This window comes from Streptomyces sp. NPDC050485 (assembly GCF_044458185.1).
GTDB lineage: Bacteria > Actinomycetota > Actinomycetes > Streptomycetales > Streptomycetaceae > Streptomyces.
Map to the genome: position 1 here is coordinate 1 of NZ_JBITHR010000036.1, position 24,641 is coordinate 24,641.

The following is a 24,641-nucleotide window of genomic DNA, read 5'->3' on the forward strand; positions in this document are numbered from 1 at the left end:
GGTGGTGCCGTTGCCGGTGAGGTTGCTGGTGGTGCCGGTGACGGTGCCGGTGAGGTTGCCGGTGGTGCCGTTGCCCGTGAGGCCACCGGTGGTGCCGGCGAGGTTGCCGGTGGTGCCGCTGCCGGTGATGCCGCTGACGGTGCCGCCGACGCAGCCGCAGCCGGTACCGCTCGTGGTCGAGCCCTGCGCGAGAGGGGTGGCGAGGACGCTCTGGAGCGCGTTGGCGGGGGTCTTGTGGGGCTGGGGCCCTGTGGTGGCCGAGGCGGGTGCGGCTACGGCCATCGTTGCGGCGGTGGCGAAGGCCGCCCCGGCGAGAACCTGCTTGATCACGTTGTGCTCCCATTCGGTGGATCGGTGAGGGGTGACAGGCCCGCCTTGTGAAACCTGCCGCTCCTTGAAACGAGGAACGTGCAGAACACGTCACAAAGTGCGCTCATTCGGACCAACACGTAGTGGGGGCTGGTGCGCCTGCTGTCCGCCGGTGGCCTCCCCGGGCCGCGGGCGCACCCGCAAACGCGAAGGGTGCGGCTCTTGTTGAGTGACCGTGATCACGCAGCCTGATCACGGTCACTCAAGAGGAGCCGCACCCGAAAGTGAATGTCTTGACCGTCGGTGCCACCGGCATGGACGCGTACATCCGGTGCCCCGGCCCGGCCGGCGGGGTCTTGAGTGTGCCGGGTCCCGGGGCCGTGTCCGGACCTCGGGACCCTTGGGGGCACTCTCCATCCTGATCCCCGGGTGCAACGACTCTCCGCAGCCCCGGTCACCCCGCTTCCCCCGCCCAGCCCAGCGCGCGCTCGGCGAGTTGCCCACTACTCAGCTTGTCGCAGCGGCTCTTCTGGTGGAACACCCGCACCCCGAGCCGTACGGCGTGGTCCTGGCCGTCCACAACGGTCTGTTGGGTGTGCCGGCACGGGATCACAGTGTGCTGCTCGGGCTGGACGTTACGGGCTGTGCGAGAGGCTGTGCTGCTTGTGGGGGGCGAGGTCGGTGGCCGAGGCGTCAGAGGAGCTTCTGCGGGCCCTGGTACTGGTTGACGGGTGCGATGTTGCAGGCGGCCTTGGGGCCGCCGAAGGCGTGTCCGCCGATGCCCTCGCCCTCGGGCAGCGGTACCGCGCAGCGGAGGTCGATGTTGATGAGCGGGGCGCCGTAGGTGTTGAGGATGCCGCCCGCGTCGCCCGCGATGGCGGTGTCGCCGTTGCGGGTCCCGAAGTCCGTGGCACCGGTGCCGCTCACGGTCGTGCCCGACGCGATACGGGCGGCGCGGATGGCTTCGTGCGCGTTGGTGGGGGTGGTCTGGGCCTGGGGCCCCGTGGTGGCCGAGGCGGGCGCGGCTACGGCCATCGTTGCGGCAGTGGCGAAAACCGCCCCGGCGAGAACCTGCTTGATCACGGTTGTGCTCCCATTCGGTGAATCGGCGAGGGCTGACAGGCCCGTCATGGGGAACACCTGCCGCCCCGAGGGGCAGGTGGACCACGGGCGGGGGCGCGGTGTCCGGCACGCCACCTCGCCGCGTTGCCGAACCGCCCCGACAGCTCCGCCATCAACGCGCTCCGACGCCTTGCGATGCGCCGCACCAGACACCGCGCCTGTCCAACCCTGATCCACCAGACACCCCCTGGAGCGATGAACATGCACAATACGTGATAAATAGTGCCCATTCGGGCCAATACTCACCTGGCGGGCCTGATAGTGGCCGCCTGCCCCGGCACTCTTCTCCTTGACAGCTCAGAGCCTGATGCGGAAGGCGTCTGCACGTAAGCCGTTGCCATCGGTGGTTGTTGCTCTGGCCATGGGTGACCGTTCGGTGATCCAGTCGTGACGCAAGGCGGCGCAGCCAGCCGCTGACGGGACCAGGCTGCGCCTCTCCTCTTCTCGCGATCCCTGGGTCTGCCTGGCGGACACGGAAGCAGCCAGTCGAAAACCGGCGCGCCCCGCAGCGACTGTGTGTGCCCCGTCAGGGCCGGACAGGAGGCGGGCCGTGGGTAGTGGCGGGGGCTGGTGTGCGTGCTGTCCGCCGACGGGTTCAGGGGCCGCAGGCGCATCCGCAGAAGCGAACGTCCTGACCACCGATGCCACCGGCACGGACGCGCATGTCCGGTGTCCCGGACCGGTCGGCGGGGTCGTGCGCGTGCGAGGTCCCGGGGGCTGGAATGGTCAGACCCCGGGACCCTTGTGCATCTCCGCCCGGCTCAACGACGCTCCGCGGACCCTGTCACCCCGCTTGCCCCGCCCAGCCCATCCCGAGCCCGGCGAGCTGCTGTTCGTTTCGGCTTGTCGCGCCGGGACAGGGCCCGGAAGCGCTGCGGCAGCTCGCAGAGGGCCGTACCCAGGGCAAGCACGCGCGATAGGGGAGACTGGGCGGGTGACCACAGACCCACGCAGTCCCCTGGACAGCGACGCCCCTTGCTTCAGTTCTCCCGAGCCGGTACGCCCGGGTTGGGCCCAGCCTCGCTCCGCGGTCGGCGCTCCGCCCGCCACTTTTCTTGAGCCCCGGCTTCGGCCGGACCCGTCGGCCGACGCAGCCATATCCTGATTACTCCGCAGGGCCGCCCGGCCCAACTCCGGCCTGTAGCACAGCAGCCGTTCCCCCGGGAAGGTTCCACCCTCACGGATGAGGGAACGCTGGCATCCGCCCACGTGACGGTGGCGCGGACCTGATGGTCGTGCATACCAAATAGCACGCGTCTGCTCCACCGCATGGCGCTCGTCCGGCGAAGCCTTTCCGAGGCGAGAGGAAGACGAACGCCGGGTGCCGCGGCCGAGGATCGGGGTTCGCGCCGGGCTGCGGTGGCCAAGTCGAGTCGGCCTGGGGCTCGTTCACCGCTGTGCGTGAGAACCGTGGTCACCACACCGGACGCCGCTGCTGTCGCCGCGCCGGTCCTGGGCCGGCCGTGCGCCCTCCCTGCGGCGACGCGCGGCGAGATCGCCGATGCCGCGACGACTGCCCTCGACGCCTCGCGCTACGGCGGCGCCGCCCCGAACTCCGACCCTGCCGACCTGGCGACAACACCACAGCTTGCGGGGCCTACGGACCGACGATCAACCAGGTGACGAGCACCGCATCCATGTCCCGGTGATACCGGTACAGCACCGAGACACCATGCCCCCGCGTCTGTTCGGTGGTGAGGCGTACGACCCGCTCCTCGACATCGGGGTCATAGCCGGGGCGGGGGTCACCCCTGTGCGGGTCCAGTTCCAACGACGCCCGGACATCCGCGACGGCCGCTCGCTCATCCCGGGTGAGTTCGGTGCGTACCTTCTCGGCCTCGTCGGAACAGTGCACGGGAATCAACGCCCGCCCCCGCGACCTTGCGGCGCAGCACGGCGGCGGACTCTGCGGAGGACATCGTCAGCGCGGCACGCAGCTCGGGCAGCGTGCGCCACACGGCACTCCGCATCCCCTGCCCGGCGAGGCGATAGCGGGCACGAAGGAGGCCGTTCATACCTGAATGTGCAGCCAGGCCGCCGACTGAGCTGATACTCCGTCAAGTAGCTGAAACAACACTAGCGTTGGGCGGCTTATGGGGGTGTCAGGGGGAAGGGGAGCCGCTGGCTACCCGGTGGAGCCCAGCCCGGCTGAACGCCCACCGCCGTACTTCCTGGTCGATACGGTGCGGCCGGTGTGTTTGAGGGCAGGTGTGGGTGGTCAGGCGGGCCCAGTCACGGAAGTTGGCGTGCGGGGTAGCAGCCGAGGACCGGGACGCGCTGCGTGGCATGCTCAGCGACGCACACGGTATCGGGGGCCGGCGGTGATGTCGTTGACGTGGATGGGTGGACGCCTGCCTCGCCGCGGTACGGCGTGGAGAGGAGGGGTCGGGGTGTCGCGTGCGCTGATGGCGCTGCGGCATGTCGTCGGCGTACGGGGCACAGGAGGGGGTTCCTCCGGATGTGACGCGTGACGGCAGAGACAGGGGTGACGGAAACGATCGGATTCGGGCAGAGTTGAGCCCGGCGTGACACCCCCCGCGGCCAGCATGACCGGAGAATTGATGGACAACAGAAGCCTCGTCGCCTTCGACGAGACACAAGTGCCCCTGTACTACTCGCGCAAGACGGCCGACATCCTCTACAAGTACGGTCCAGGTCCGCGCGTCCACTTCCACATGGGCCTGTTCGCCGCCGGTACCACCCCCAACACCACCGTCTCGCAGGGTGTCCTGAAACAGCGCATCGTGGCATCGCAGGAAGCCATCGTTGACTACGCTGCGCGCAGCTGGGGCGCCTACACCACCCCGCCCGCCAGCGTCCTCGACATAGGCTGCGGCATCGGCGGCGGCTCGCTCTACTGGGCACAGGAGCACGGCGCCACCGTCACCGGCCTGACCGTTGCGGCCGAACACCTTCCCCTCATCCGGGACTTCGCCCGCCTCGGCGGGGTCGGGGACCGGGTCACCCCGGTCCTCGCCGATGTGCACGACTACACCCCGGACCGGCGCTACGACGCCGCGTACGCCAATGAGTCCTCCGGCTACATGGACCGCGAACGCCTCTTCCAGGTCGTTGCCAACTCCCTCGAACCGGGTGGCTGGTTCGGGATCCAGGAGCACTTCATCCGCCGCCCCGACTGGACCGAATTCATCGACGGCTACTACAAGACCCGGCTCGGCACGCTCGGCGAGTACCTCCATGCCGCTGAGTCGGCCGGCTTCGCACTGGAGCGGGACGAGGACGTCACCGACCGGGTGGCCGAGTTCTGGGTGCAGTCCATGGCCTGGAACACCGCCGAACTCGACCGGATCGAACGCGGCGAACAGCGGACGGACCGCACTGCCTGGTCGCGCGAGCGGCTGATGGAATCGGCCGTCACCCACGGCAAGCTCTTCCGCATCTGGCGCGACCACGCGATGGAGACCCGGCTGCTGCTCTTCCGCCTCGGTGCGGCCGGGGGCCGGTGACTCATGCCTGCGGTGTACACGGCGAACAGCACGCCCTCCCGGATCGGCTGGCAACTGCCGCCGTTCTACTGCCCGTTCAACGAGCGGCTCATCCACCCCAAGGCCGCCGAACTGGAAGCCAGGGCCGTCGAGTGGATCGACACCTTCGGGATCTACCCCGATGCCACCGAGCGTGCCTGGGGCCTGGCCACGCACAGCGCGGAGTTCACCGCGCGCATCATCCCGTACGGAGATGTGGAGCCGGTGCTGCTCTTCACCGAGTGGAACTACTGGGCCAACGCGGTTGATGACTGGCAGGACTCCGGCTCCACCGCCACCAGCAGCGCGTCCATCGCCGACCACAGTGCCCGCCTCGTACGGTCCATCGAGGCACCCGGCTCCCGGATGCTGCCGCCCGGGCCGCTGACCCTCGCCCTCGACGATCTGGTGGCCCGTACGAGGGCGGTGCTCACCCCGTTCCAGCTGCGGCGGTTCACCGAGGGAACGCGGGACTGGCTGTTCGGGGCGGGATGGCAGACCGCCAACGCCGAGCGGGGCGTGATGCCGTCGCTTAACGAGTTCGCGGCGATGAGGATGTCGGTCAACGGCACCCGGTTCACGCTCACCTGGTGCGACGCGGCGAACGGCGTCCACGTACCGGCCGACGTGCTGTACTCACCGCAGGTGCAGGCGCTCACCGACGCGGCCGGGTTCATCGTCTCCTGCGACAACGACCTGTTCTCGTACAACAAGGAGGACCACCAGGACCCCTGGGAGCAGAACCTCCTCAACGTCGTCGCCCAGGAACGGGGTTGCACCCCGCGCGAGGCCCTGCCGCACGCGGTGGCACTGCGGGACCGGGTGATGACACTGTTCGTACGCCTGCGAGAACGCCTCCGCCGGTCCGGGGACCCGGAGCTGTGCCGCTACGTGGATTCGCTCGGCCACTATGTGAGCGGCTGCATCGAATGGCAGAACCTGGCGCCGCGATACACAAGCCCGCGCAACCGGAACCCGCTGCCGGTGGAGGGGTCGTCGTACGACATCACCTGGCGGGCGACCCCCTCCGACACCACCGTAGAGCCACCGCCGATCCCGGCAATCGCGTGGTGGTGGGACCAACTGGAGGTCTAGCCCCGCCCTTCCCGCCGCGGCGCCACCCGGCGGGAAGGGCTCAGCGGCCGCCGAACAGCCGTGCCCACAGGGACCGCTTCGGCGCCGAAGGCGCAACCGGGGCCGAGGCGGAGGCCGGAACGGTGACCGGGGGCTCGGTCTCGCGGGGGGCGGGGGTCGCGCCCGTGGTCGAGGGCCCCTTGGGTGTGAAGGTGACCGGCAGCGCGGTCAGATGACGGGACATCAGCGAGGTGTCCCACCGCAGCGCCGCCTCGTCCACCGCCAGGGCCACATCCGGCAGCCGGCTGAGCAGGGTGTCGATGCCGGTGTCCGCGATCGCCCGGCCGATGTCCTGGCCGGGGCACTCGTGCGGGCCGCCGCTGAAGGCCAGGTGCGAACGGTTGCCGTGCACCGGGACAGTGAGGTCCGGGCGGATGTCCGGGTCCAGGTTGCCCGCCGCGAGGCCGAGCAGCAGCATGTCGCCGGCCTTGATCTGCTGCCCGCCCAGGACCGTGTCACCGGTGGCCCAGCGGCCCAGGATCGTCGTCAACGGCGGTTCGTCCCACAGGACTTGTTCCAGCGCGTCGGGCAGCGTCATGTGACCGCCTGAAAGGCGCGCGCGGAAGCGGCTGTCCGTCAGGACCATCCGCAGTGTGTTGGAGATCAGGTTCGCGGTTGTCTCGAACGCCGCGATCAGCACCAGCCGTAGATGCTCGATGATCTCATCGTCCGTCAGGGGCGTGCCGTGCTCCAGGAGCCAGGAGGTGAAGTCGCGCCCGGGCGCGGCCCGTTTGCGTTCGAGGAGCTGGCGCAGCACCACGGTGACGTACTCATTGCTGGCGACGGCGGTCTCGGTGCCCTTGATCATGTCGCGGGCCGCCTCCACAAGGCGCGGCCCGTACTCGTCGGGCATGCCCACCAGCTGGGTCATCACCAGCATCGGCAGCGGCTCGGCGAAGTCCCGGACCAGATCGGCCCGGCCCTGCTCGGCGAAGGCGTCGATCAACTGGTTCGAGAACCGGGTGACATAGCGCCGGATGCCACGACGGTCGAAGCGTTCGAGGGACGCGGTGACCGCACCGCGCAGCCGCTCGTGGTCCGCCCCGTCGGCGAAGTTGCACACCGGTTGCCAGGCGGCGATCGGGGTCAGCGGATGGTCCGCCGGAACCCTGCCCTCCCGCATGTCCCGCCAGCGCCGCGAGTCGCGCGAGAAGCGGGACGGGGTGCGGGCCACATCCAGGTTCTCCCGGTGCCCCAGGACCAGCCAGGCCGGCAGGTCGCCCGGGACGAGCACCGGGGCCACGGCGCCGTGCTCGGCGCGCAGCTTCTCGTACAGGGTCGTCGGGTCGGCCTCGGCCTCGGGGCCGAAAAGGCGGTGGGCGGGGCAGCCCGGCGGCGGGGTGGGCGTGCTCATGACGCTCCCTGGGTGGTGGCGAGGGACTGGAGATAGCGCATCAGGGTCATCAGGACGTCCCGGCTGGACGCGCGCTGCCGGACGTCACACAGCACGATCGGTACGTCGTCGGGCAGGTCGAGCGCGCCCCGCAGCTCCTGGACGGGGTAACTCGGCGCCTGCGGAAAGGAGTTGACGGCCACCACGAAGGGCACGCCGCGCTCTTCCAGACGGCCGATGACGTCGAAGCTCACTTCGAGTCGGCGGGTGTCGACCAGGACCACCGCACCGAGGGCGCCCTCGAACAGCCCGCGCCACAGGAACCAGAACCGCTCCTGCCCGGGCGTGCCGAACAGGTAGAGCACCAGCTCCTCGTTGATGCTGATGCGCCCGAAGTCCATGGCGACCGTGGTGGAGGTCTTGCCCGCGAGGCCCCGGGTGTCATCGACCCCGGCACCGGCCTGGGTCATGGTCTCCTCGGTGGTCAGCGGCCTGATCTCGCTGACCGAGCCGACCAGGGTGGTCTTGCCGACTCCGAAGCCGCCCACGATCACCACCTTGACGGCAGCGGCGGCGGTCTGCGGCAGGGCGTCCTCGCTCCGCGGCCCGACGGCCACCGGGGCCTGCTCAGAGCTTCTGAAGTCCATCGATCACTGCCTCAATCAAAGCGCGGTCGGGGAGTTGGGCGGGGGGCACGGGGGCACGGGCGATCAGTCGGCCGTCGTCGATGAGATCGCCCAGCAGTACGGTGACGATGCTCACCGGCAGGCTCAGGTGTGCGGAGATCTCGGCGACCGACAGCGGCGCCTGGCAGATGTGCAGTATCGCCGCCTGTTCCGGCTGCATTCCGGGCCTGGGACCAGACCTGGCCACGATCAGTGTGACCAGGTCGAGTTCGCGGTCGGCGGTGCCGGATCCGCTGCGGCCGCCAGTGATCACGTACAGCCGCTCGGGACTGCTCTCCTGCCAGTCCCGGCCGCCGGGGTGGCTCACCTGTCCTGCCCCTCCTGACGCGGCGGGCTGCTCAGGTGTTCCCCGATGCGCAGGACGAGGTCGCGCATCCGCTGGCCCATCAGGCCGGCGTCCACGCCCTCGTCGGCGAGGACCGCGAGATAGGCCCTGGCGCCGGCCGCCATCAAGTAGAAGAAGCCGCCGTCCATCTCGATCACCACGAGCCTCATCTGCCCGTCGCTGTGCGGGAGTTCGGCGCCGACGGCACTGGCGAGGGACTGGAGTCCGGCACAGGCGGCGGCAAGCCGGTCGGCCGTGTCGGTATCGGTGCCGTACTGGGCCATGCGCAGACCGTCGGCGGAGAGCACGACGACATGCCTCGTCTGCGGCACGCTCTCCGCGAGGTCCTTGAGCATCCAGTCCATGTTGGCCTGTTGCTGGATCATGGCGTCGTGGTCCCCTTGTCTGTGGTCTCTCCGGACAGGCCGCTCTGGAACGCGGCCAGCCACATGCCTGGCTGCACCTGCGGTGCAGATGTGTCCGGCTTCGGCGTGGTCGGCGCCGGGTCATGGGTGGCGGCGGGCGCGGTGACGCGGGTCTTGCGGTGCCGTTGCGGCAGTCCGCCCGTGGTCCGCTCGGTGACCTGCAAGATGTCGTCCGCGACCGGCCCGGTTGCCGCGCGCGCAGGGCCCGCGGTGACGGCGGGGCGTGGACCGGAGGCGGCGCCGATGCCGTGCGCGAGGCCGGTGGCGGCGGCGCTGGTGGTGATCAGTTCCTGCGGTACGACCAGGACGGCGCGGACACCGCCGTACGCGGACGAGCGGAGCGAGACCTGGAAGCCATAGGCCTGGGAGAGGCGGCCGACCACAGCGAGCCCCAGGCGGGGCGTCTCGCCGAGGTCATTGAGGTCGATGCCCTCCTGGGCCTGGCGGAGCATGCGCTCGGCCCGGTTGCGGGCCTCCTCGCTCATGCTGACGCCGCCGTCCTCGATCTCGATGGCTATGCCCGACTGGACGTCCACGGCGGTCAGATGGACCTTGGTCTGCGGCGGCGAGTAGCGGGTGGCGTTGTCCAGAAGCTCGGCGAGCGTGTGGATCAGCGGTTCGACGGCGGGGCCGGTGACGGCGACCTCGGAGACCGAGTGGAGTTCGACCCGCTGGTAGTCGATGATCCGGGACATGGCGCCGCGCAGGACGCTGTACAGCGGTACGGCCTTGGACCACTGGCGGCCGGGGCGGGCACCGCCGAGCACCGCGATGGAGTCGGCGAGGCGGCCGATCAGGGCGGTGCCGTGGTCCAGCCGCAGCAGGTCGCCGAAGACATCCGGGGCCTTGCCGTGCCGGTCCTCCATCTCCCGTAGCTCCTGGGCCTGTTGGTGAACGATGGCCTGCACTCGGCGGGCGATGTTCACGAAGGCGCGCTGCGCGGACTCGCGCAGGTCCTCCTCGGCCACCACGGCATCCAGCACGGCGCCGACGACGGCACGGTGCTCGGACGGTGCGTCGAGGGAGGCGAGGACGTCCTCGGGGAACTCGCCCTTGCGCAGCCGCTCCACCACCTCGGGCAGCAGTACCCCCGCGAGGCGCGCGGTCTCGGCCTTCTGGCGGGCGAGTTCGGCGCGTTGCTCGTCGACGGTCCGCCGCAGCCCTGCGATCGCCCGGCCCCGCCGTCCTACCTCTGCGCCGATGAGCGCGACCACGATCACAGCGATCCCGCCGATCACGGCCACCGGGGTACGGGCCGCCCGGTCGACCAGGACGACAGCGACGCCGGATGCGGCCGCGGTCAGGAATGCGGGTGCCAGCCAGCCGAAAGAGGCCGCGGACCGCTTGCCTCCGCCTCCGGGTGACGATTCCTCTCGGACCATCAGGAGCCTCAAACCCATCGAGTACGAATGATCATCGGACGATGGACGTGAGCATAGCCCGGGCACCACAAAGGGGTTGACGGCGGCTCACCGCTGTGACAGGTCCTTAACACATCCCGCTCCGCAGCGAGCCGGGCCGCAACGGGCCCCGACGCCGATGCGGTTGACCGAGGTCGCCGCGGCTGTCAGCGAGGTCTTCGACCGCTTCTCCGGCACCTACGGGCTCACCACGCCCACCAGACGGAACTACCGCACGCATCAACCGGGTTGGCCATCAACTGCACCTCACGATCCACCACGGGCCATGCCGCATCTGGGGCATCCTGCTGCCGCCACAAAGGCCCTGCTGATCGCGCAGGAACGGTCGCGCTCTGGCGGCTCGGGGGCCCGAAGACGGCAGAGAGCCGGTACTCCTGACGCAGAAGTAGCCGCCCGCCGGCGGCTACTTGGGAAACCAGTAGCCGTGCCCGTGCTGGACGTCCAGGCGCAGTGCCCGGACGTCGGTGTAGCTGTTCGGGGCGGGAGATCCCCGCTGTGGGCTTGGCCGTCCAGTACGCCGGGCTGGAGCTGCCGTCGTCGGCCGGGGTGCCGGCGGAGTCGCTGGGGTAGCTGCCGTTGAGGTGGGGGCAGCCCGGGGGTCTGGAGCGGCTCAGCGGCGGCCTCGCCGGTAATTCGGGATCCCCGCCGGAGAGCCAGCCGAGTGCCGCCGCGCGTGCCTCGGCGGCCCCGCCATGGGCTGGGCGGGGGAAGCGGGGTGACCGGGGCTGCGGAGAGTCGTTGAACCCGGGGCAAGATCACGATGGAGAGTGCCCCCAAGGGTCCCGGGGTCTGACCAGTCGCCCCGGGACCCGGCACACCCACAACCCCGCCGGTCGGGCTGGGGCACCGGATAGGTGTGTCCGTGCCGGTGGCGTCGGCGGTCACAACAATGGCTCCTGCGGGTCCGCCCGCGGCACAGGCCGCGGGCGGACAGCGGGCCCACCACCGACAGCCCGGTCTCCCGCCCGGCCCCGGCGGGGCAGGCAGAGATGTCGCGGAGCGCCCGGGCCTTGTGACTGCTGCGTCGGCGAGTTGAGCGTTGGTCCGAATGGGCACAATTTGTGACGTGTTGTGCAGGTTCCTCGTTTCAGGGACGACGGGTTCCCATGACAGGCCTGTCACCCCTTCTCTGACCCACCGAACGGGAGCACCACCGTGATCAAGAAGATCCTCGCCGGGGCGGCCTTCGCCACCGCCGCAACGATGGCCGTCGCCATGCCCGCCTCTGCGCAGGCCCCGAAGCCCCAGGCCAACACCACCCCACTCCAGATCCCCACCAGCACACTCCAGACCCTCCTCGCCGCCGCTGCGCAGGGCGCGACCGCGAGCGGCACCGGCACCGGTGCCATGGGCGGCAACGGCGCCACGGACTTCGCAACCCGCAACGGCAACACCTCCATCGCGGGTGAGGCGGGCGGCATCGGCAACACCTACGGCGCCCCGCTCATCAACGCCGACCTGCGCTGCGCGGTACCGTTGCCCGAAGGCGAAGGCATCGGCGGACACGCCCTCGGCAGCCCCAAGGCCGCCTGCAACCTCGCACCCGTCGACCAGTACCAAGCCCCCCAGAAGCTCCTCTGACAGCGGCCGGCGTACGGGTCTCCCACCAAAGCCCCACACGGCAAATGAACGAACAACAGCCCGCAGAACGCGCAATGGGCTGGGTGGGGCAACCAGGGTGACCGGGGCTGCGGAGAGCCGTTGAGCCCGGGGCATTGGAGAGTGCACAAGGGTCCCGAGGTCCGGATGCGGCCCCGGGACCCTGCACCCTCCAGAGCCCCGCTCGTCGGGCCGGGGCGCCGGACATGCGGGTCCGTGCCGGTGGCACCGGCGGCCAAGAACGTTCGCTTTCGGGTGTGGCTGCGCCTGCGGCCCGGGCGGCCACCGACGGACCGCGGACGCACCTCGGCTGGAAGGAAATCGGGCGCTGGCCGGGAGCTCTCCGCTTCGGGCCCCCCTTGGGCACTGGCTATGCGCACGTAGAAGAGCGGGTTGTGGCTCTACGGTCATGACTCGCTCTTTGGCGTAGTAGGTGAGTTTCAGCCCGAGAGTTTCGTACAGGGCCCGTAGATTGTCCGGGGCGGCGGCCGCCGGGGCGCTGGGGATGTTCCCGAGCTGGGTGACGGTCCGTGGAGGTCGTGGGTGATCCCGCCGCCGGCTTCGTGAACTCCGCTCGGCCTGGACGATGGGTGCGGACACGGGATCGGGCACGAGCCGTTGCAGACGCTTGCCGTCGGCGGCTTTGGCGGGGTTGGGGTGGGGGCCTGCGTCGTCCAGCGTGTAGCCGTACGGTGGGCGTCCGCCTCTTGGCGCGGAGGAGTTGCCAGTTCTTTGAGGCTTCCGGGTCTTGGAGGTCTTCGGCCGAGCAGCGTCCGGCGAAAGCGAATCGGGTCACGTCGTGATGGTCGACGCCGCCGAGCCGCTCCCCGGCATCCGACCCGGACAGCACATGCCAGCCGCACCGTAACCCGCCTCGACGTCACCGTCCTTGAACCCGTGGATCAGTCGCCCGCGCCGCCGACCGCATCCCGGGACGACCGGCACGTTACCCCTGCCTCGCGGCGCCGACACCGCATCCTGGCACTGCTCCAGGAAGAGCCCACGTGTCTCTGGCAACCCCGCGACATCGCAGCCCACTTCGGCGATATCACCCTGGAGACCAAGTACAGGCAACTGAATTGATGGGCCGTCAGCAGCCTCGTTCACAAGCTCGGCCCCGGCCTCTACGCCGCAACATCCTGCTCTCCAGCCCCCACTTGCGGGACCTGCGAAAGCGTTGACTACCCGGCATTGGGCCGGGGCCCCGCACAGTCCACCCCTACGAGTTCAAACTCAATCCAGGGATCGGAGGGAGAACACGGCCTCCTTCCGAGGGAGTTCCGGAGCAGGCTCCGGGAGTTCATTCCGTTGCTGCCTAAACTTTCCGCCGGGACGGCTCGCTTGCACGGATTGCGTGAAGTCCGCTCCCCGGAACTCGTCCTGTACGGGCAAAACCCGAGGAGCCCCGGTCAGGAACTGGCCAATGCCAGGGCGGCGGCCCGGTCCAGCGATCCGAGGAAGTGGGTGCGCACCGCGACGTCGGGGCCGTCGGCCGACGCCCGTTGGAGGGCCAGTGCCGCCGCGTGTTCCGGTCCGACGGGTATGTCCTTGACCGTCCAGCCGGGCGGCCGGGCGGGGGCGCCGGGTGCCGGGTCGCCGAGGTAGTCCAGGTCCGGGCTTCGGCCGACACCGGTGCCGAGGCCTTTGAGGTACGCCTCCTTGCGCGCCCACAGCCGGGCGAAGACCGCGGGACGCAACGACGGCGGTGCGGCGTGGATCGCCCTCCGCTCGGCCGGGTGCAGCGCTTCGCTGACGGTGGTGGCCTTGTGCGGCGCCGGGAGCCCCTCCACGTCGACGCCGACGGGCTGCCCGGCCACCGCGATCAGCACCAGGCCACCGGTGTGGGACAGCGAGAAGTGCGGCGCGTCGTGGCCGGTCAGGGCGGGTCGGCCGTGCGGTTTGCCGCAGCAGGGGCAGGGTTCGCGCAGGAACCTCAGCTCCGCTGGGGCGACGCCCCGGTAGGCGGAGAGCACCCGGCGCAGCGTGAGGTGCGCGGCCGTGTAGCGGTCACGGTCGACGGGGTAGACGAAGGCGGAGACCCGGGCGCGTTCCTCCTCGTCCAGCGGGGACCGGTCCAGGACGACGGACCGCAGCCCGGCGTCGGGAACGTGCAACAGCCACAGATCCAGGGAGCCTTCGGCCGGCCGGGGCCGCGCCGCGGGCCAGGCCGAGGCGGCCCAGCCGGGCGGCGGGCAGGCGAGCTCCAGGGAGGACTGCACGGGACACTCCGGTCTGTCGGCGTCGGCGGACGGCTGCCCGGGCACGGTAGCGCAGCCGACAGGGAGGAAATTGATGGCCGAATATCGGCCGAGCCGGCCGTCCGGCGTGGTGATACTCCGGCCGTTTCTCCGGGTGCACCGGAATTCGGCGGAGCGGAACGGCCGAAATGAGGTGCACCCTTTACGGCGGCTGTCGAGGGGTGTGGGGCGAGCCTCGGCCAAGTGTCAGTGCATTCTGGCTCAAATGCGGTGGATCTCCTCCGAGTTCCCCCTCGGTATCGCTTACGATCTTGTTGTCACAGGGGGATTGCGGCGTTCGGGCACCGGACGCCGGGAGAGGTTTCACGGAGGAAGAGGGACAACGCTGTGGTGGTCACCGCCGGCGCCGTCCGGGCCCACGGCTCGACCCGCACCCTGGACACCCAAACCGCCGAGCTCGACGCCCTGCTGCGCCATGCCGCCCACGCCCGGGCGGGCGCGGCGCGCGCCGTCCTCGTCCGAGGGCCGGCCGGAATCGGCAGGACCCACCTGCTGAACGCCGCGAGCGAGCGCCTGGCGGCCGAGGGCATGACCGTACGACGTGCCACCGGCCTTCCCGACGGCGCCGCCGGGGTCCGTGCGGTCGATGCCCTCCTCGAACCGCCGCCTGAGCAGCCCCTCGCGACGTCACCCGGGACGACGCCCGCGCGGCCGACCGCCGCAGCCGGACCGCACGACAGGCACCGCGACTGGCAGCGGCTCCACCGGCACACCCTGGACCTGCTCGCCGGCGGCCCCACCGCGCTGGTGATCGACGACGCCCAGTGGTGCGACGAAGCCTCCCTGCGCTGCGCCGACTTCATCCTGCGCCGGTCCGCCGCCCAGCCCCTGCTCATCGTCCTCGCCCAGCGCACCGGTGCCCCGGGCCCCGGAACCCAGGTGCTCGCCGAGATCCTCGCCCAGGACCGCTGCGCCCTGCTGGAACTCGGGCCGCTGGACGAATCCGGCACCCAGCGCTTGATCACCCGCGTATTCGGCGGCCCGGCCGACCAGTTGTTCGTCCGGCGCTGCACGGAGATCACCGGCGGCAACCCGCTGCTCCTTGACAGACTGCTCAACACCCTGCGCACCGTGGGGATCCCGCCCGACGCCGACGCCCTGCACCAGCTGACCACCGTCCACCAGACCGTGCTGACCTCCCTGATCCCCGACTTCCTCGCTGCCGGGCCCCGCCCCGCCCGGCAGGTCGCCACCGCCCTCGCGGTACTCGGCCGCGCCGCCGTCGAGCCGCTCGCCGCGCTGAGCGGGCTGAGCGGTCGGCGGGTGGAGTCCGCGCTGAGCTGCCTGCGCCACATCGAGGCCGTACTGCCGGGCTCTCCGCCGCGGATGCGCGAGGGGATCCGTACGGCCGTCCTCGCCACCTTGGGCGGCCCCGAACTGCAGGAGCTGCGGGTCCGGGCCGCCCGGGTCCTCAGCGACGCCGGGCGTCCCGCGGCCGAAGTCTCCGAGCAACTCGCCCTGCTGGACCGGATCGACGAACCCTGGATGTTCGCGGTGCTGCGCGACGCCCTCGCCGAAGCCCCGACCCGTGCCACCGTCAGGGCCGCCGGCCGCTGGCTGCGCGGCGGCCCGGGTCGCCAACTCACGCCCACCGAACGCAGCGACCTGCACGTCGAACTGGCCCGCGCGGCCAGCCGTACCGTCGTCGCACCCGCGCACGCGCTGTGGCACCTCCGCCAGGCCCTCGCCGTGACGCCCGGCCCGCGCGAACAGGCCCCCGTCGCGGTGCAGTACGCCATGATGGCGCTCGGCACCCGCAGGGCTCCCGAGGCGCTCCGATTACTGGAGCGGGTGCTGGATGACCTGCGCGCCGCGGCGGGCGCCGACGCCGAGCCCGCCGACCGCGAGGTGCGGGTCACCGTCGAATCCGCCCTGCTGGCCACCGCGGTGAACGACCGGACCGCGCTGCCCGCCGCCCGCGTCCGGGCGGCCGCCATGCCCGTGCCGAGCGGACACAGCCCGGCCGACCGCCGGCTGCTCGCCGCCCTGAGCGCCTTCGCCGCACTGGACGGCGGATCCGCCCGCCGGGCGGCCGCGCTCGCCCGGCAGGCCCTGTGCGCTGATGAGCCCGGCACCGCGGGCTGGGGGGTGTTCTGCTCCTCCGCCGTCCTCGCACTCGCCGACTCCGTCGACGAAGCACTGGCCGCACTGGACCAGGCGCTGTCCCCGGCCGAGGCCCACCCCCCGCTGTGGCCGCGGCGCGCCGCGCTGGCCGGCCGGTCCCTGATCCTGCACGGCATCGGCGACGTACCCGCCGCCGCACGGGACGCCTGGGCCGCCGTCGAGGTCGTCGGACCGGCCGGCGCCCCGCCGATCGCCCACATCGCGCTGAGCTCCGTACTCCTCTCCCAGGGCGAGGCCCCGCAAGCGGGCGCCGTGCTCGACGCGCTCGCGCGCACCGCCCCTGACCTGGACCGGAGCGTATGGGAGTGGCACCACTACCTGTACACGAAGGGCCGGATCCTGCGGGAACTGGGCGACCTGGAAGGCGCCCTCGAACTGTGGCGGCGATGCGGCCGGAGCCAGCAGGAGGCCGGCATCGCCAACCCGGTGCTGGCCCCCTGGTGGCTGCCCACCGCGACCACGCTCGGCCGCCTGGGCCGGGGCGCCGAGGCCGCCGGGATCGTCGCGGCCGCCAGGGAACGCGCCCGGTGCTGGGGCACCGCGCGCGCCCTGGGCCTGGGCATGGTCGCGGCGGCCTCGGTCGTCGAAGGCCGCGGCCGTACGGCTCTGCTCGCCGAGGCCGTCAGCCTGCTGGCAGAATCCCCGGCCCGGCTGGAACTCGCCAAGGCCGAATACCAGTTGGGCCGTGAACTGCTCGCACTCGGGGACGCCCGCGGCGCGCGCGGTCATCTGCGCCGGGCCATCGGCCTCGCCACCCGCTGCGGCTATCACGTGCTCGCCGCCATCGCGCGCGACGCGCTGGTGACCGCGGGGGGCCGGATGCCGCAGCTCGCCGCCGTCCCCCTCGACTCCCTCACCCACAGCGAGCGCCGGATCGCGACGCTGGCCCAGCGCGGCCACAGCAACAAGAAGATCGCGGAAGCGCTGTTCATCACCCCGCGCACGGTGGAGATGCACCTGACCAACGTCTACCGGAAGCTCGACGTGCGCGGCCGCGCCGACCTGCCGCGCGGCCTCGACGGCCACCCCGGCGCGCCCAGACCGGCCGACGGCCTGTCAGCCACGTCCTGAGTCCTCGGGGAATGTCGCGGAGCCCGGGGGTGCGTCCCGGCAGCAGCCGGGGAGCCCCGATCGACAAGACACCCCCTGGAGGACGGACAGCCATGGCGCGGACGACAGCGGCGCACCCGGTTCGCCGGACGCAGCCGGGCAGCCCCGGGGAACCGGCGGCGCCCATCGGGCGGGACGCGGAGGACGGGCTGCTGCGCGGCCTGCTGGCGGACGTACGGGTGGGACGGCCCGCGCTCGTCGAGGTGAACGGGCCGCCCGGCATCGGGCGCAGCGCGCTGCTGCACCACGCGGCGGCCCTCGCCGAAGGAGCGGGGATGCGGGTAGCCGTCGCCCATGCGGTGCCGGAGGAGGCCGGACTGCCCTATGGCGTCGCCGCCCAGCTCCACGCGCGGCTCCTTCCCGCGCTCGCCCAGGCCGGCCCCACCACCCTGCGGGAAGGCCCCGCGCATCCAGGCGGCGCGTGGACCTGCCGTCCCGCGGACTTGTGCGCCGTCTTCATCGAGGCGGCCCGCAGCCGGCCCCTGCTGCTCGTCGTCGACGACACCCAATGGGCCGACTCGCAGTCACTGCGCTGGCTGCAGGCGCTGGCCCGCCGGCTGGCCGGGGCGCCGCTCATGCTTCTCACCTCCCGCAACAGCGCCGTACCGGCCACCGCGCACGACCGGATCGAGCCCTGCCCACTGGCCGGTGAGGACGCCGTGGCCCGGCACGCGCTGACGCTGGCCCCGCTGTCGGCCGACGCCGTCGCCGAGGCCCTCGCCAGGACCTGGCACACCCCGGTGGACGAGGCCTTCCTGGCCGGCGCCGTCCAGCACCTCGAAGGCAGCCCGGCCCTGTTGCGCTCGGTCGTCGGACGGTTCGTCCGGCACGGCTGGACGCCCGGCGCCGACCACCTCGGCCGGCTGGCCGAGAGCGCGGCCGAAGCGGTCCGCGAGCGCACCGTACGGACCCTCGCCCTGCTGCCCGACGAACTCCTCGGCGTCCTGCGCGCCATCGCCGTCGCCGGACCCGACTGCACGCCCGGCCTGATCGACGCGCTGGACGGCCCCCGCACCCTCGGCACCGCCCGGGCCCTGGCCCTGCTGTCCGGAACCGGGCTGCTCGCCCCGGGACCCCGGCCCGCGTTCCGGACCGCCGCAGCGGCCCGGGCCGTCCTCGCCGATCTCGGCACCGAACACCGCGAGGAACTGCACGCCCGGGCGGCCGAGTGGGCCCACCGCGCGGCCCTCCCGGACCGCGCGCTCGCCCGGATGCTGCTGGACGCCCGCCGGATCGGCGCGGCCTGGGCGGCCGAGGCCCTGCGCCGCGAAGCCGCCGAATGCCGGGCCACCGGCAGGCCCGCCCGGGCCGCCCGGCTGCTCGAACGGGCGCTGCGCGAGCCGGTGCCACCGGCGCTGCGGGTCCGGCTGCTCACCGACCTGAGCGCGGCCGTCCTGCCCACCGCGCCCGAGGCCGCGAGCCGCCACCTGTACCGCGCCCTGCACACCCCCGGCGACGGCTCCGGGGCCGCCACCGCCGACGCCGAGACGGGCCGCGCCCGGCTGCGCGCCGCGGAACTCCTCGTGGCCCGCGGCGACATCGTCACCCCCCGCTCCCGCATCGCCCGGGCCGCTGCCGACGCCCGCACGGGCACCGCCGAGCACTCCGGACTGCGTGCCCTGTACTGGATCACCGAGTACAGCCGGCCCGACCCGGCGGACGGCTGCGCGCCGCCCCTGCCCGACTCCTGCCCGCCGAAGCCGGAACAGGCCGCCGAGGCGGCCGTCGCCGCCTGGCGCACCGCGCAGCGCGGCCGGGACATCGCCCGGGCCCGCCGGCTCGCCCGTGCGGCGCTGGCCCCGCGGGCCCGCGAGCACGTCCCGCTCACCGTCCGGGCGGCGGCCGCACACGCACTCGTCCTCACCGGGGACACCGTGGAGGCGCGGGGCGCGCTCGACGAGATCCTGGTGTGCGCCGAACAGCGCGATGCCCGCGCGGTCGCCGGCCTCGCCCTGCTCGTCACCTGCCTCGCCGAACTGCGGGACGGCCGCGACACCGCCGCGGCCGAGTCCCTGGACCGGTGTGAGGAGATCATGCCGAGCCGCTGCTGGCACCCGCTGATGGCACCCGGACCCCTCGCACTCCGGGCCCTGGTCCACCTGCGGCGGGGCGACCGGAGCGCGGCCGAACGGGTCCTCGGGACGGAGCTGCCGCCCGGCGCCGAGGGCGGGCTGCCCTGGGCGTACCTGCTGTACGCCCGCGGCCGGGTCCGGCTCGCGGGCGGGCTGCGCGAGCCGGCGCTCGCCGACCTGCTGGAGTGCGGGCGGCAGCTGCTCGCCCGGCAGGCGGCCAACCCGGCCCTGCTGCCGTGGCGTTCGGCCGCCGCGCAGACCCGCGAGCCCGGAGATCCGGTGGCCGTGAGCCTGCTCGCCGAGGAGCGCCGGCGGGCTCTGCTGTGGGGTTCGCCCGCCGCCATGGCCGCGGCGCTGGGGGAGGGCCCCGGGCCCGGGGAGGCGGGGGCGACCTCCACTCCGGGCCCGGGGAGGCCGGCCAGCTGGCAGTACCGGCAGGCGCTGGTCGCCCTCGGCACGGCCCCGTATTCCGGCCACCTCACCGTCGACTCCCTGCTCGGCAGCGATCGGGTGGCGGCCCTGCGGCCCGCGGCCGCCGAGCCCCCGCCGCCGTCCGCGTCCGCGTCCGTGCCTACGCATGCGCCTGCATCCCCGTCCCCGGCCGTGCCGCCGTCCCAGGGCAGCGCGCCCCCGGGCCGGCCGGCGGCGGGCCCCGGGGCGCTGACCCGCGCCGAGCTGCGCGTCGCGGCACTCGCCGCCGACGGCCGGGCCAACCGGGCCATCGCCGAGGAACTGGCCGTCACCCCCCGCACCGTGGAGCTCCACCTGACCAAGGCCTACCGGAAGCTCGGCATTCAAGGACGCCCCCAGCTGGCCGCGGCGCTGGGGCGGACATCGAGGGAGAAACCATGAGGCCCCTGCTGCACCGACAGAAGGAACTCGACCTGATCACCGGCGCGTTGGACGCCGTACGCCACGGCGCCGGCGGCGGCTCGGTGGTGGTCGTCACCGGAGGCCTGGGGATGGGCAAGACGGCCCTGCTGCGAGCGCTGCCGGCGCTCGCCGAACGCCGTGGCATGCGCGTCGTCACCGCCAGCGGAGCCGTGCACGAACGCGACTTCGGCTTCGGGGTGCTCGGCCAGCTGCTCACCCCCGTGCTACCGGGCACCGCCATCGCGCCGCCCGGCGACTGCGCGGGCCCGTCGGCCGGATCCGAGCACGATGGCGAGCTTCTCGCCCTGGTCGCCGAGCACAGTGCGCGCACGCCGCTGCTCATGCTGGTCGACGACCTCCAGTGGGCCGACGCCCCCTCCCTGCGCTGGCTCGGCCGGCTGGCCGGCCGGGTGGCGGAGCTGCGCGTCACCCTGGTCGTCACGCTGCGCGAAGGCGACCCCGGCGAGGACGGACCCCAGCTCCATCAGCTCGCCGAACAGGCCTCCCGGGTCCTGCGGCTGCGCCCGCTGCCCCCCGAGGGCACCGCCGACCTGGTCGGCGCCCATGCGGGGCGCCCCGTCGACCCGGCGTACGCACAGGCCTGCCACGAGCTGACCGGGGGCCATCCGCTGCTGCTCACCGCCACCCTCGACGCGCTGGCCGGCGCCGGCGAAGGCGCCGCGGACGACATCCGAGCCATCCACGAGGCCCGGCCGGCGGCCCTGCACGAACGGTTCGCCGTCGTCCTGCGCGACCAGCCCATGCCGGTACGGGAGTTCGCCACCGCCCTCTCGGTCCTCGGCGACGGCGCCGACGAGGAGCTGACCGGCCGGCTCGCCGGCCTCGACGACACCGGCCGGACCGAGGCCGTCAGAGTGCTGCGCAGACTCGGCCTGCTCGCCGAAGGCCCCGTACCCCGGTTCGTCCACCCCGTGGTGGGCGACGCCGTCGAAGAGGCGATGACCCCCGGCGAGGCCGAGAGCATCCGGGTACACGCGGCTCTGCTGCTGCACCAGGGCGGCCACCCGGCGGAGCGGGCCGCCGCCCAACTGCTCGCCGCCGCCTCCTGCCACGAGGGCTGGACGCTCGACGTACTGCGGGCCGCGGCGAGCGCAGCCCAGCGGCGCTCGGCCCCGGACACCGCGGCCCGCTATCTGCGCCGCGCCCTGCTCGGCTGTTCGCCCGAAGGGCCCGACCGCGCCGAGCTGCTGGTCGAACTGGCCTCGATCGAGCGTGACTTTGCGCCCCGGGCCGCGTTACGGCACTTCGCCCAGGCCCTGCTCCTGTTCCCGGACACCGACCAGCGTGCCCTGGTGGCGGGCCGGATCCCGCCGTTCCTGCTCGACGGCTGCCCGCCCGCCACCATCGACACCGTGGTCAGGACGGCGGCGGAACTGGGTGACGCGGCAAGGCTCACCGGCACCGCCCGCAGGCACGCGCTGCGGCTGGAGGCGCGGCTGCGGCACGCGGCGTTGGCCGGTCCGGGAGAGCTGGCCGGCTGCGCCGACCGGCTGCGGGCCCTGGGCCCGGCCCCCTGCCTGGACACCGCCGCCGAACGCGAACTGGTCACCGTACTGCTGCACGGCGCCGCCATGGCCCAGCAGGTGACCGCCGCGGAGGCGGTACCGCTCGCCGAGCGCCTGCTTCAGCACGAGCCCGCCGCCCCCGGCCACGTGCACACCGCGCTGCCGCTGCTGACCGACATCCTGATCGCCTCCGACTCCCTCGGCGCCATCGGCCCCTGGCTGCACACCGCGTACGACCGGGCCGGCCGGGAGAACGCCGACGTACCGCGCGCCGTCATCGCCGTCGAACTCAGCCATCTCGCCCTGGCCCGCGGCGAACTGACAAAGGCACGGGCGTACGCCGGAGAGGCACTCGCCCTGGACATCACCGACTGGGCCACGCTCCAGACCCTGGCCGCCGTCGTGCTGGCCGCCCTGGAGGCCCGGGACACCGCGCTGTGCGAACGGCTGCTGTCCGGGACCCGGGAGGACACCGTCCAGGGCTACCGGCCCTCGCTGCGCAGGCTCATCCACGGCTCGGCCGCGGCACTGCGCGACGACCTGCCGACCGCCCTGGACTGCTTTCTCGACTGGGGCCGCACCGCCGAGCGCGCCCACTGGCGCAACCCGGCCATCGCGCCCTGGCGTTCGTGGGCGTCCGCGCTGCACTACCGGATGGGCAGGCCCGACCGGGCCCACGACCTGATGGACGAGGAGTACGCGCGCGCCCTGAGCTGGGGCAGCCCGGTGGCCATCGGCCGTGCCCAGCGGGGCAGGGGCGCCATCACCGAGGGCGCGCGGGGCATAGGGCTGCTGCGGGAGTCCGCGGCCACCCTGGAGCGGACGGTCAACGCCCTGGAACGGGCCCGTACCTCGCTGCTCCTCGGCCGGCGGCTGCTCGCCGCGGGACGGGAGAGAGAGGCCGAGCACCGGCTGACCCGGGCCCGCGAGGAAGGCCTTGCCTGCGGCGCGCCCTGGATCGCCGAACGAGCCGGCCGGGCGCTGCACGGCATCGCCGGTTCCCAGGGCGCGGACGCGGTGGCCGCGCTGACCCGTACGGAGCGCCGGGTGGCCGGCCTTGCCGCCCGCGGAGCCTCCAACAAGGCCATCGCCGAGCGGCTGGAGGTGAGTTCGCGCGCGGTCGAGAAACACCTCACGCACGCCTACCGCAAACTGCGCATCGACGGCCGCACCGGACTCGCGGCGATGGCCCGGCTGCTCTCCGACGAGACCGGCCCCGTCCGCCCGTAGCGCCCCGGGCGGCGGGGGACAACCGAACCGAACCGAAGCCCCTACGGTACCGCCGGTAACCGTACCTCCCGCCCCGCGCCCACAGGGTTAGCGCACCGGGGATTGATTTCGTTGACACTCTTCACCGCATCTTCATACCTTCATTTTGGCGGTGATCGAACTGCCTGGCCGAGGCCGTGTTGAGGCCGGATTCCGACGGAGCCTCAGCCGAACGCGCCTCGGTCGAAGACGCCGCAGTCAAAGAATGCGTGCCAGCCAGGAAAGGGCGGAAATGAGCCAGGGTGCACCGGTGACTTTTTCCACGGTCCGAGACGGATACTTCAATCCGCCGTCGATGACGCAGTCGCTGCGCCGGACCGAGCCGATTACCCGGATGGAATTCGCCGACGGACACCTCGGCTGGCTCGTCACCGGATATTCCGCCGCCCGAGCCGTCCTCGCCGACAACCGGTTCAGCGCCCGCGGGGAACTCAAGCACCCGCCGGTACCGCGTGCCGCCACCCTGGACGAGGCCCCGGCCGCGCCGCCCGGCATGTTCATCCAGCACGACGACCCCGAGCACATGCGGTACCGGAAGCTCCTCGTCGGGCAGTTCACCGTCCGCCGGATGCGGATGCTCACCGAATGGATCGAGCGGATCACCGCGGAGCGCCTCGACGCCATGGAGCGGCTCGGTTCCGCGGCCGACCTCTTCGAGCACTTCGCGCTGCCCATCCCGTCCCTGGTGATCTGCGAACTGCTCGGCGTGCCCTACGCCGACCGCGCCGGCTTCCAGCACGACACCCACGTCTGGAGCAGCTTCGGCGAGTCCACCGAGGTCGTGACCGCGGCCTTCATGTCGCTGGGGGCGTACCTGCAGGGCCTGGTGCAACTCAAGCGCGCCGAGCCCGCCGACGACATCCTCAGCGGCCTGATCGCCGCCGCCCCGGGCCTCACCGACGAGGAACTCACCTCGATCGCCTTCCTGTTGCTGGTCGCCGGCCACGAGACCACCGCCAACCAGCTCGCCCTCGGAACCTTCGCCCTGCTGCGCCACCCCGAACAGCTCGCCGCGCTGCGCGCCGACGCGTCCCTGATCGAGGGCGCCGTCGAGGAGACGCTGCGCTACCTCAGCATCGTCCACCACGGCCCCACCCGGGCCGCCCTGGAGGACGTCGAGATCGACGGCGTCCTCATCAAGGAGGGCGAGGTCGTGATGGTCTCCCTCGCCGCGGCCAACCGCGACCCCGACCGCTTCGACGACCCCGAGTCCTTCGACGTGACCCGGCGTGCCGCCGGTCACCTCGGCTTCGGACACGGCATCCACCAGTGCCTCGGCCAGCAGCTGGCCCGCATCGAGCTGCGTGTCGGCTTCACCGCCCTCCTGGAGCGCTTCCCCGCACTGCGCCTGGCCTGCCCGCCGGAGGAGATCAGGCTCCGCCACGACATGCAGGTCTACGGCGTGTACACGCTGCCCGTCGCCTGGTGACCCGCGGCCCATCGAGGGCCGACGTCGGCCGGCGGCCGTGCTGCGGCGAGGGCGTGTGCGCCCTGCTCGCCCCCGAGGTCTTCGGCCAGAGCGACCAGGGGGTCGTGCCGCTCACCGGGCCGGAAGGCGCCGGTAGATCGC

General features: G+C 72.6%; 17 protein-coding genes. 7 read left to right on the top strand and 10 right to left on the bottom strand.

Annotated features, from left to right (window positions below):
• From ACIBK6_RS38285 to ACIBK6_RS38300, 4 genes are all read right to left on the bottom strand, one after another.
• A partial coding sequence (locus ACIBK6_RS38285) for a hypothetical protein (protein WP_399057451.1) occupies positions 1-330 on the bottom strand: 330 nt, incomplete at its 3' end.
• Between the two features lie 433 nt (positions 331-763).
• Positions 764-922 (bottom strand): hypothetical protein, encoded by a 159-nt coding sequence (locus ACIBK6_RS38290; RefSeq protein WP_399057453.1) that lies wholly within the window; start codon positions 920-922, stop codon positions 764-766.
• 80 nt (positions 923-1,002) lie between these two features.
• Positions 1,003-1,392: a hypothetical protein gene (locus tag ACIBK6_RS38295; protein ID WP_399057455.1), complete on the bottom strand. Its 390-nt coding sequence runs from the start codon at positions 1,390-1,392 to the stop codon at positions 1,003-1,005.
• Positions 1,393-3,028: 1,636 nt separating this feature from the next.
• Positions 3,029-3,286 carry a hypothetical protein gene (locus ACIBK6_RS38300; RefSeq protein ID WP_399057457.1) on the bottom strand — a complete coding sequence of 86 codons (258 nt, stop codon included), beginning with the start codon at positions 3,284-3,286 and terminating at the stop codon, positions 3,029-3,031.
• A 706-nt stretch (positions 3,287-3,992) separates the two neighbouring features.
• Between ACIBK6_RS38300 and ACIBK6_RS38305 the strand changes: the two genes are divergently transcribed.
• On the top strand, positions 3,993-4,898 hold the full coding sequence (locus ACIBK6_RS38305; protein WP_399057459.1) for an SAM-dependent methyltransferase: 906 nt from the start codon (positions 3,993-3,995) through the stop codon (positions 4,896-4,898).
• Between the two features lie 3 nt (positions 4,899-4,901).
• Positions 4,902-6,011, top strand: coding sequence for a hypothetical protein (locus ACIBK6_RS38310; RefSeq protein WP_399057461.1), 1,110 nt, complete (start codon positions 4,902-4,904; stop codon positions 6,009-6,011).
• 40 nt (positions 6,012-6,051) lie between these two features.
• Here the strand turns inward: ACIBK6_RS38310 and ACIBK6_RS38315 are convergent, their stop codons facing one another.
• The 5 genes from ACIBK6_RS38315 to ACIBK6_RS38335 are packed head-to-tail and all read right to left on the bottom strand — an operon-like array spanning position 6,052 to position 10,201.
• The gene (locus tag ACIBK6_RS38315; protein ID WP_399057463.1) at positions 6,052-7,404 is read right to left on the bottom strand and encodes a cytochrome P450; all 1,353 of its coding nucleotides are present in this window, start codon (positions 7,402-7,404) and stop codon (positions 6,052-6,054) included.
• Positions 7,401-8,030, bottom strand: a complete 630-nt coding sequence (locus tag ACIBK6_RS38320; protein ID WP_399057465.1) for a GTP-binding protein — start codon at positions 8,028-8,030, stop codon at positions 7,401-7,403. Before ACIBK6_RS38320 ends, ACIBK6_RS38315 begins: the two co-directional genes overlap by 4 nt.
• Positions 8,011-8,376, bottom strand: coding sequence for a DUF742 domain-containing protein (locus ACIBK6_RS38325; RefSeq protein WP_399057467.1), 366 nt, complete (start codon positions 8,374-8,376; stop codon positions 8,011-8,013). Before ACIBK6_RS38325 ends, ACIBK6_RS38320 begins: the two co-directional genes overlap by 20 nt.
• Positions 8,373-8,780, bottom strand: a complete 408-nt coding sequence (locus tag ACIBK6_RS38330) for a roadblock/LC7 domain-containing protein (protein ID WP_399057469.1) — start codon at positions 8,778-8,780, stop codon at positions 8,373-8,375. The genes ACIBK6_RS38325 and ACIBK6_RS38330 overlap by 4 nt, the downstream gene beginning before the upstream one ends.
• Positions 8,777-10,201 carry an ATP-binding protein gene (locus ACIBK6_RS38335; protein WP_399057471.1) on the bottom strand — a complete coding sequence of 475 codons (1,425 nt, stop codon included), beginning with the start codon at positions 10,199-10,201 and terminating at the stop codon, positions 8,777-8,779. Before ACIBK6_RS38335 ends, ACIBK6_RS38330 begins: the two co-directional genes overlap by 4 nt.
• 1,194 nt (positions 10,202-11,395) lie before the next feature.
• Between ACIBK6_RS38335 and ACIBK6_RS38340 the strand changes: the two genes are divergently transcribed.
• Positions 11,396-11,821 carry a hypothetical protein gene (locus ACIBK6_RS38340; protein ID WP_399057473.1) on the top strand — a complete coding sequence of 142 codons (426 nt, stop codon included), beginning with the start codon at positions 11,396-11,398 and terminating at the stop codon, positions 11,819-11,821.
• A 1,427-nt stretch (positions 11,822-13,248) separates the two neighbouring features.
• Here the strand turns inward: ACIBK6_RS38340 and ACIBK6_RS38345 are convergent.
• Complete coding sequence (locus ACIBK6_RS38345) at positions 13,249-14,058, bottom strand: 4'-phosphopantetheinyl transferase family protein (protein ID WP_399057475.1); 810 nt, start codon at positions 14,056-14,058, stop codon at positions 13,249-13,251.
• A 366-nt stretch (positions 14,059-14,424) separates the two neighbouring features.
• On the opposite strand from ACIBK6_RS38345, the gene ACIBK6_RS38350 reads away from it, so the two are divergent.
• The 4 genes from ACIBK6_RS38350 (at position 14,425) to ACIBK6_RS38365 (ending at position 24,500) form a co-directional block, all read left to right on the top strand.
• Positions 14,425-17,292: an AAA family ATPase gene (locus ACIBK6_RS38350; RefSeq protein ID WP_399057477.1), complete on the top strand. Its 2,868-nt coding sequence runs from the start codon at positions 14,425-14,427 to the stop codon at positions 17,290-17,292.
• A gap of 92 nt (positions 17,293-17,384) precedes the next feature.
• Positions 17,385-20,255, top strand: a complete 2,871-nt coding sequence (locus ACIBK6_RS38355; RefSeq protein WP_399057479.1) for an AAA family ATPase — start codon at positions 17,385-17,387, stop codon at positions 20,253-20,255.
• Positions 20,252-23,032, top strand: a complete 2,781-nt coding sequence (locus ACIBK6_RS38360) for an AAA family ATPase (protein WP_399057481.1) — start codon at positions 20,252-20,254, stop codon at positions 23,030-23,032. Before ACIBK6_RS38355 ends, ACIBK6_RS38360 begins: the two co-directional genes overlap by 4 nt.
• A gap of 289 nt (positions 23,033-23,321) precedes the next feature.
• The gene (locus tag ACIBK6_RS38365) at positions 23,322-24,500 is read left to right on the top strand and encodes a cytochrome P450 (RefSeq protein WP_399057483.1); all 1,179 of its coding nucleotides are present in this window, start codon (positions 23,322-23,324) and stop codon (positions 24,498-24,500) included.
• Positions 24,501-24,641 lie beyond the last annotated feature (141 nt).

Bases quoted from the DNA above. Each gene is read 5' to 3' on its own strand.
- ACIBK6_RS38305 (WP_399057459.1), top strand. From the start codon at position 3,993: ATGGACAACAGAAGCCTCGTCGCCTTCGACGAGACACAAGTGCCCCTG.
- ACIBK6_RS38310 (WP_399057461.1), top strand. From the start codon at position 4,902: ATGCCTGCGGTGTACACGGCGAACAGCACGCCCTCCCGGATCGGCTGG.
- ACIBK6_RS38315 (WP_399057463.1), bottom strand. From the start codon at position 7,404: ATGAGCACGCCCACCCCGCCGCCGGGCTGCCCCGCCCACCGCCTTTTC.
- ACIBK6_RS38320 (WP_399057465.1), bottom strand. From the start codon at position 8,030: ATGGACTTCAGAAGCTCTGAGCAGGCCCCGGTGGCCGTCGGGCCGCGG.
- ACIBK6_RS38330 (WP_399057469.1), bottom strand. From the start codon at position 8,780: ATGATCCAGCAACAGGCCAACATGGACTGGATGCTCAAGGACCTCGCG.
- ACIBK6_RS38335 (WP_399057471.1), bottom strand. From the start codon at position 10,201: ATGGTCCGAGAGGAATCGTCACCCGGAGGCGGAGGCAAGCGGTCCGCG.
- ACIBK6_RS38355 (WP_399057479.1), top strand. From the start codon at position 17,385: ATGGCGCGGACGACAGCGGCGCACCCGGTTCGCCGGACGCAGCCGGGC.
- ACIBK6_RS38360 (WP_399057481.1), top strand. From the start codon at position 20,252: ATGAGGCCCCTGCTGCACCGACAGAAGGAACTCGACCTGATCACCGGC.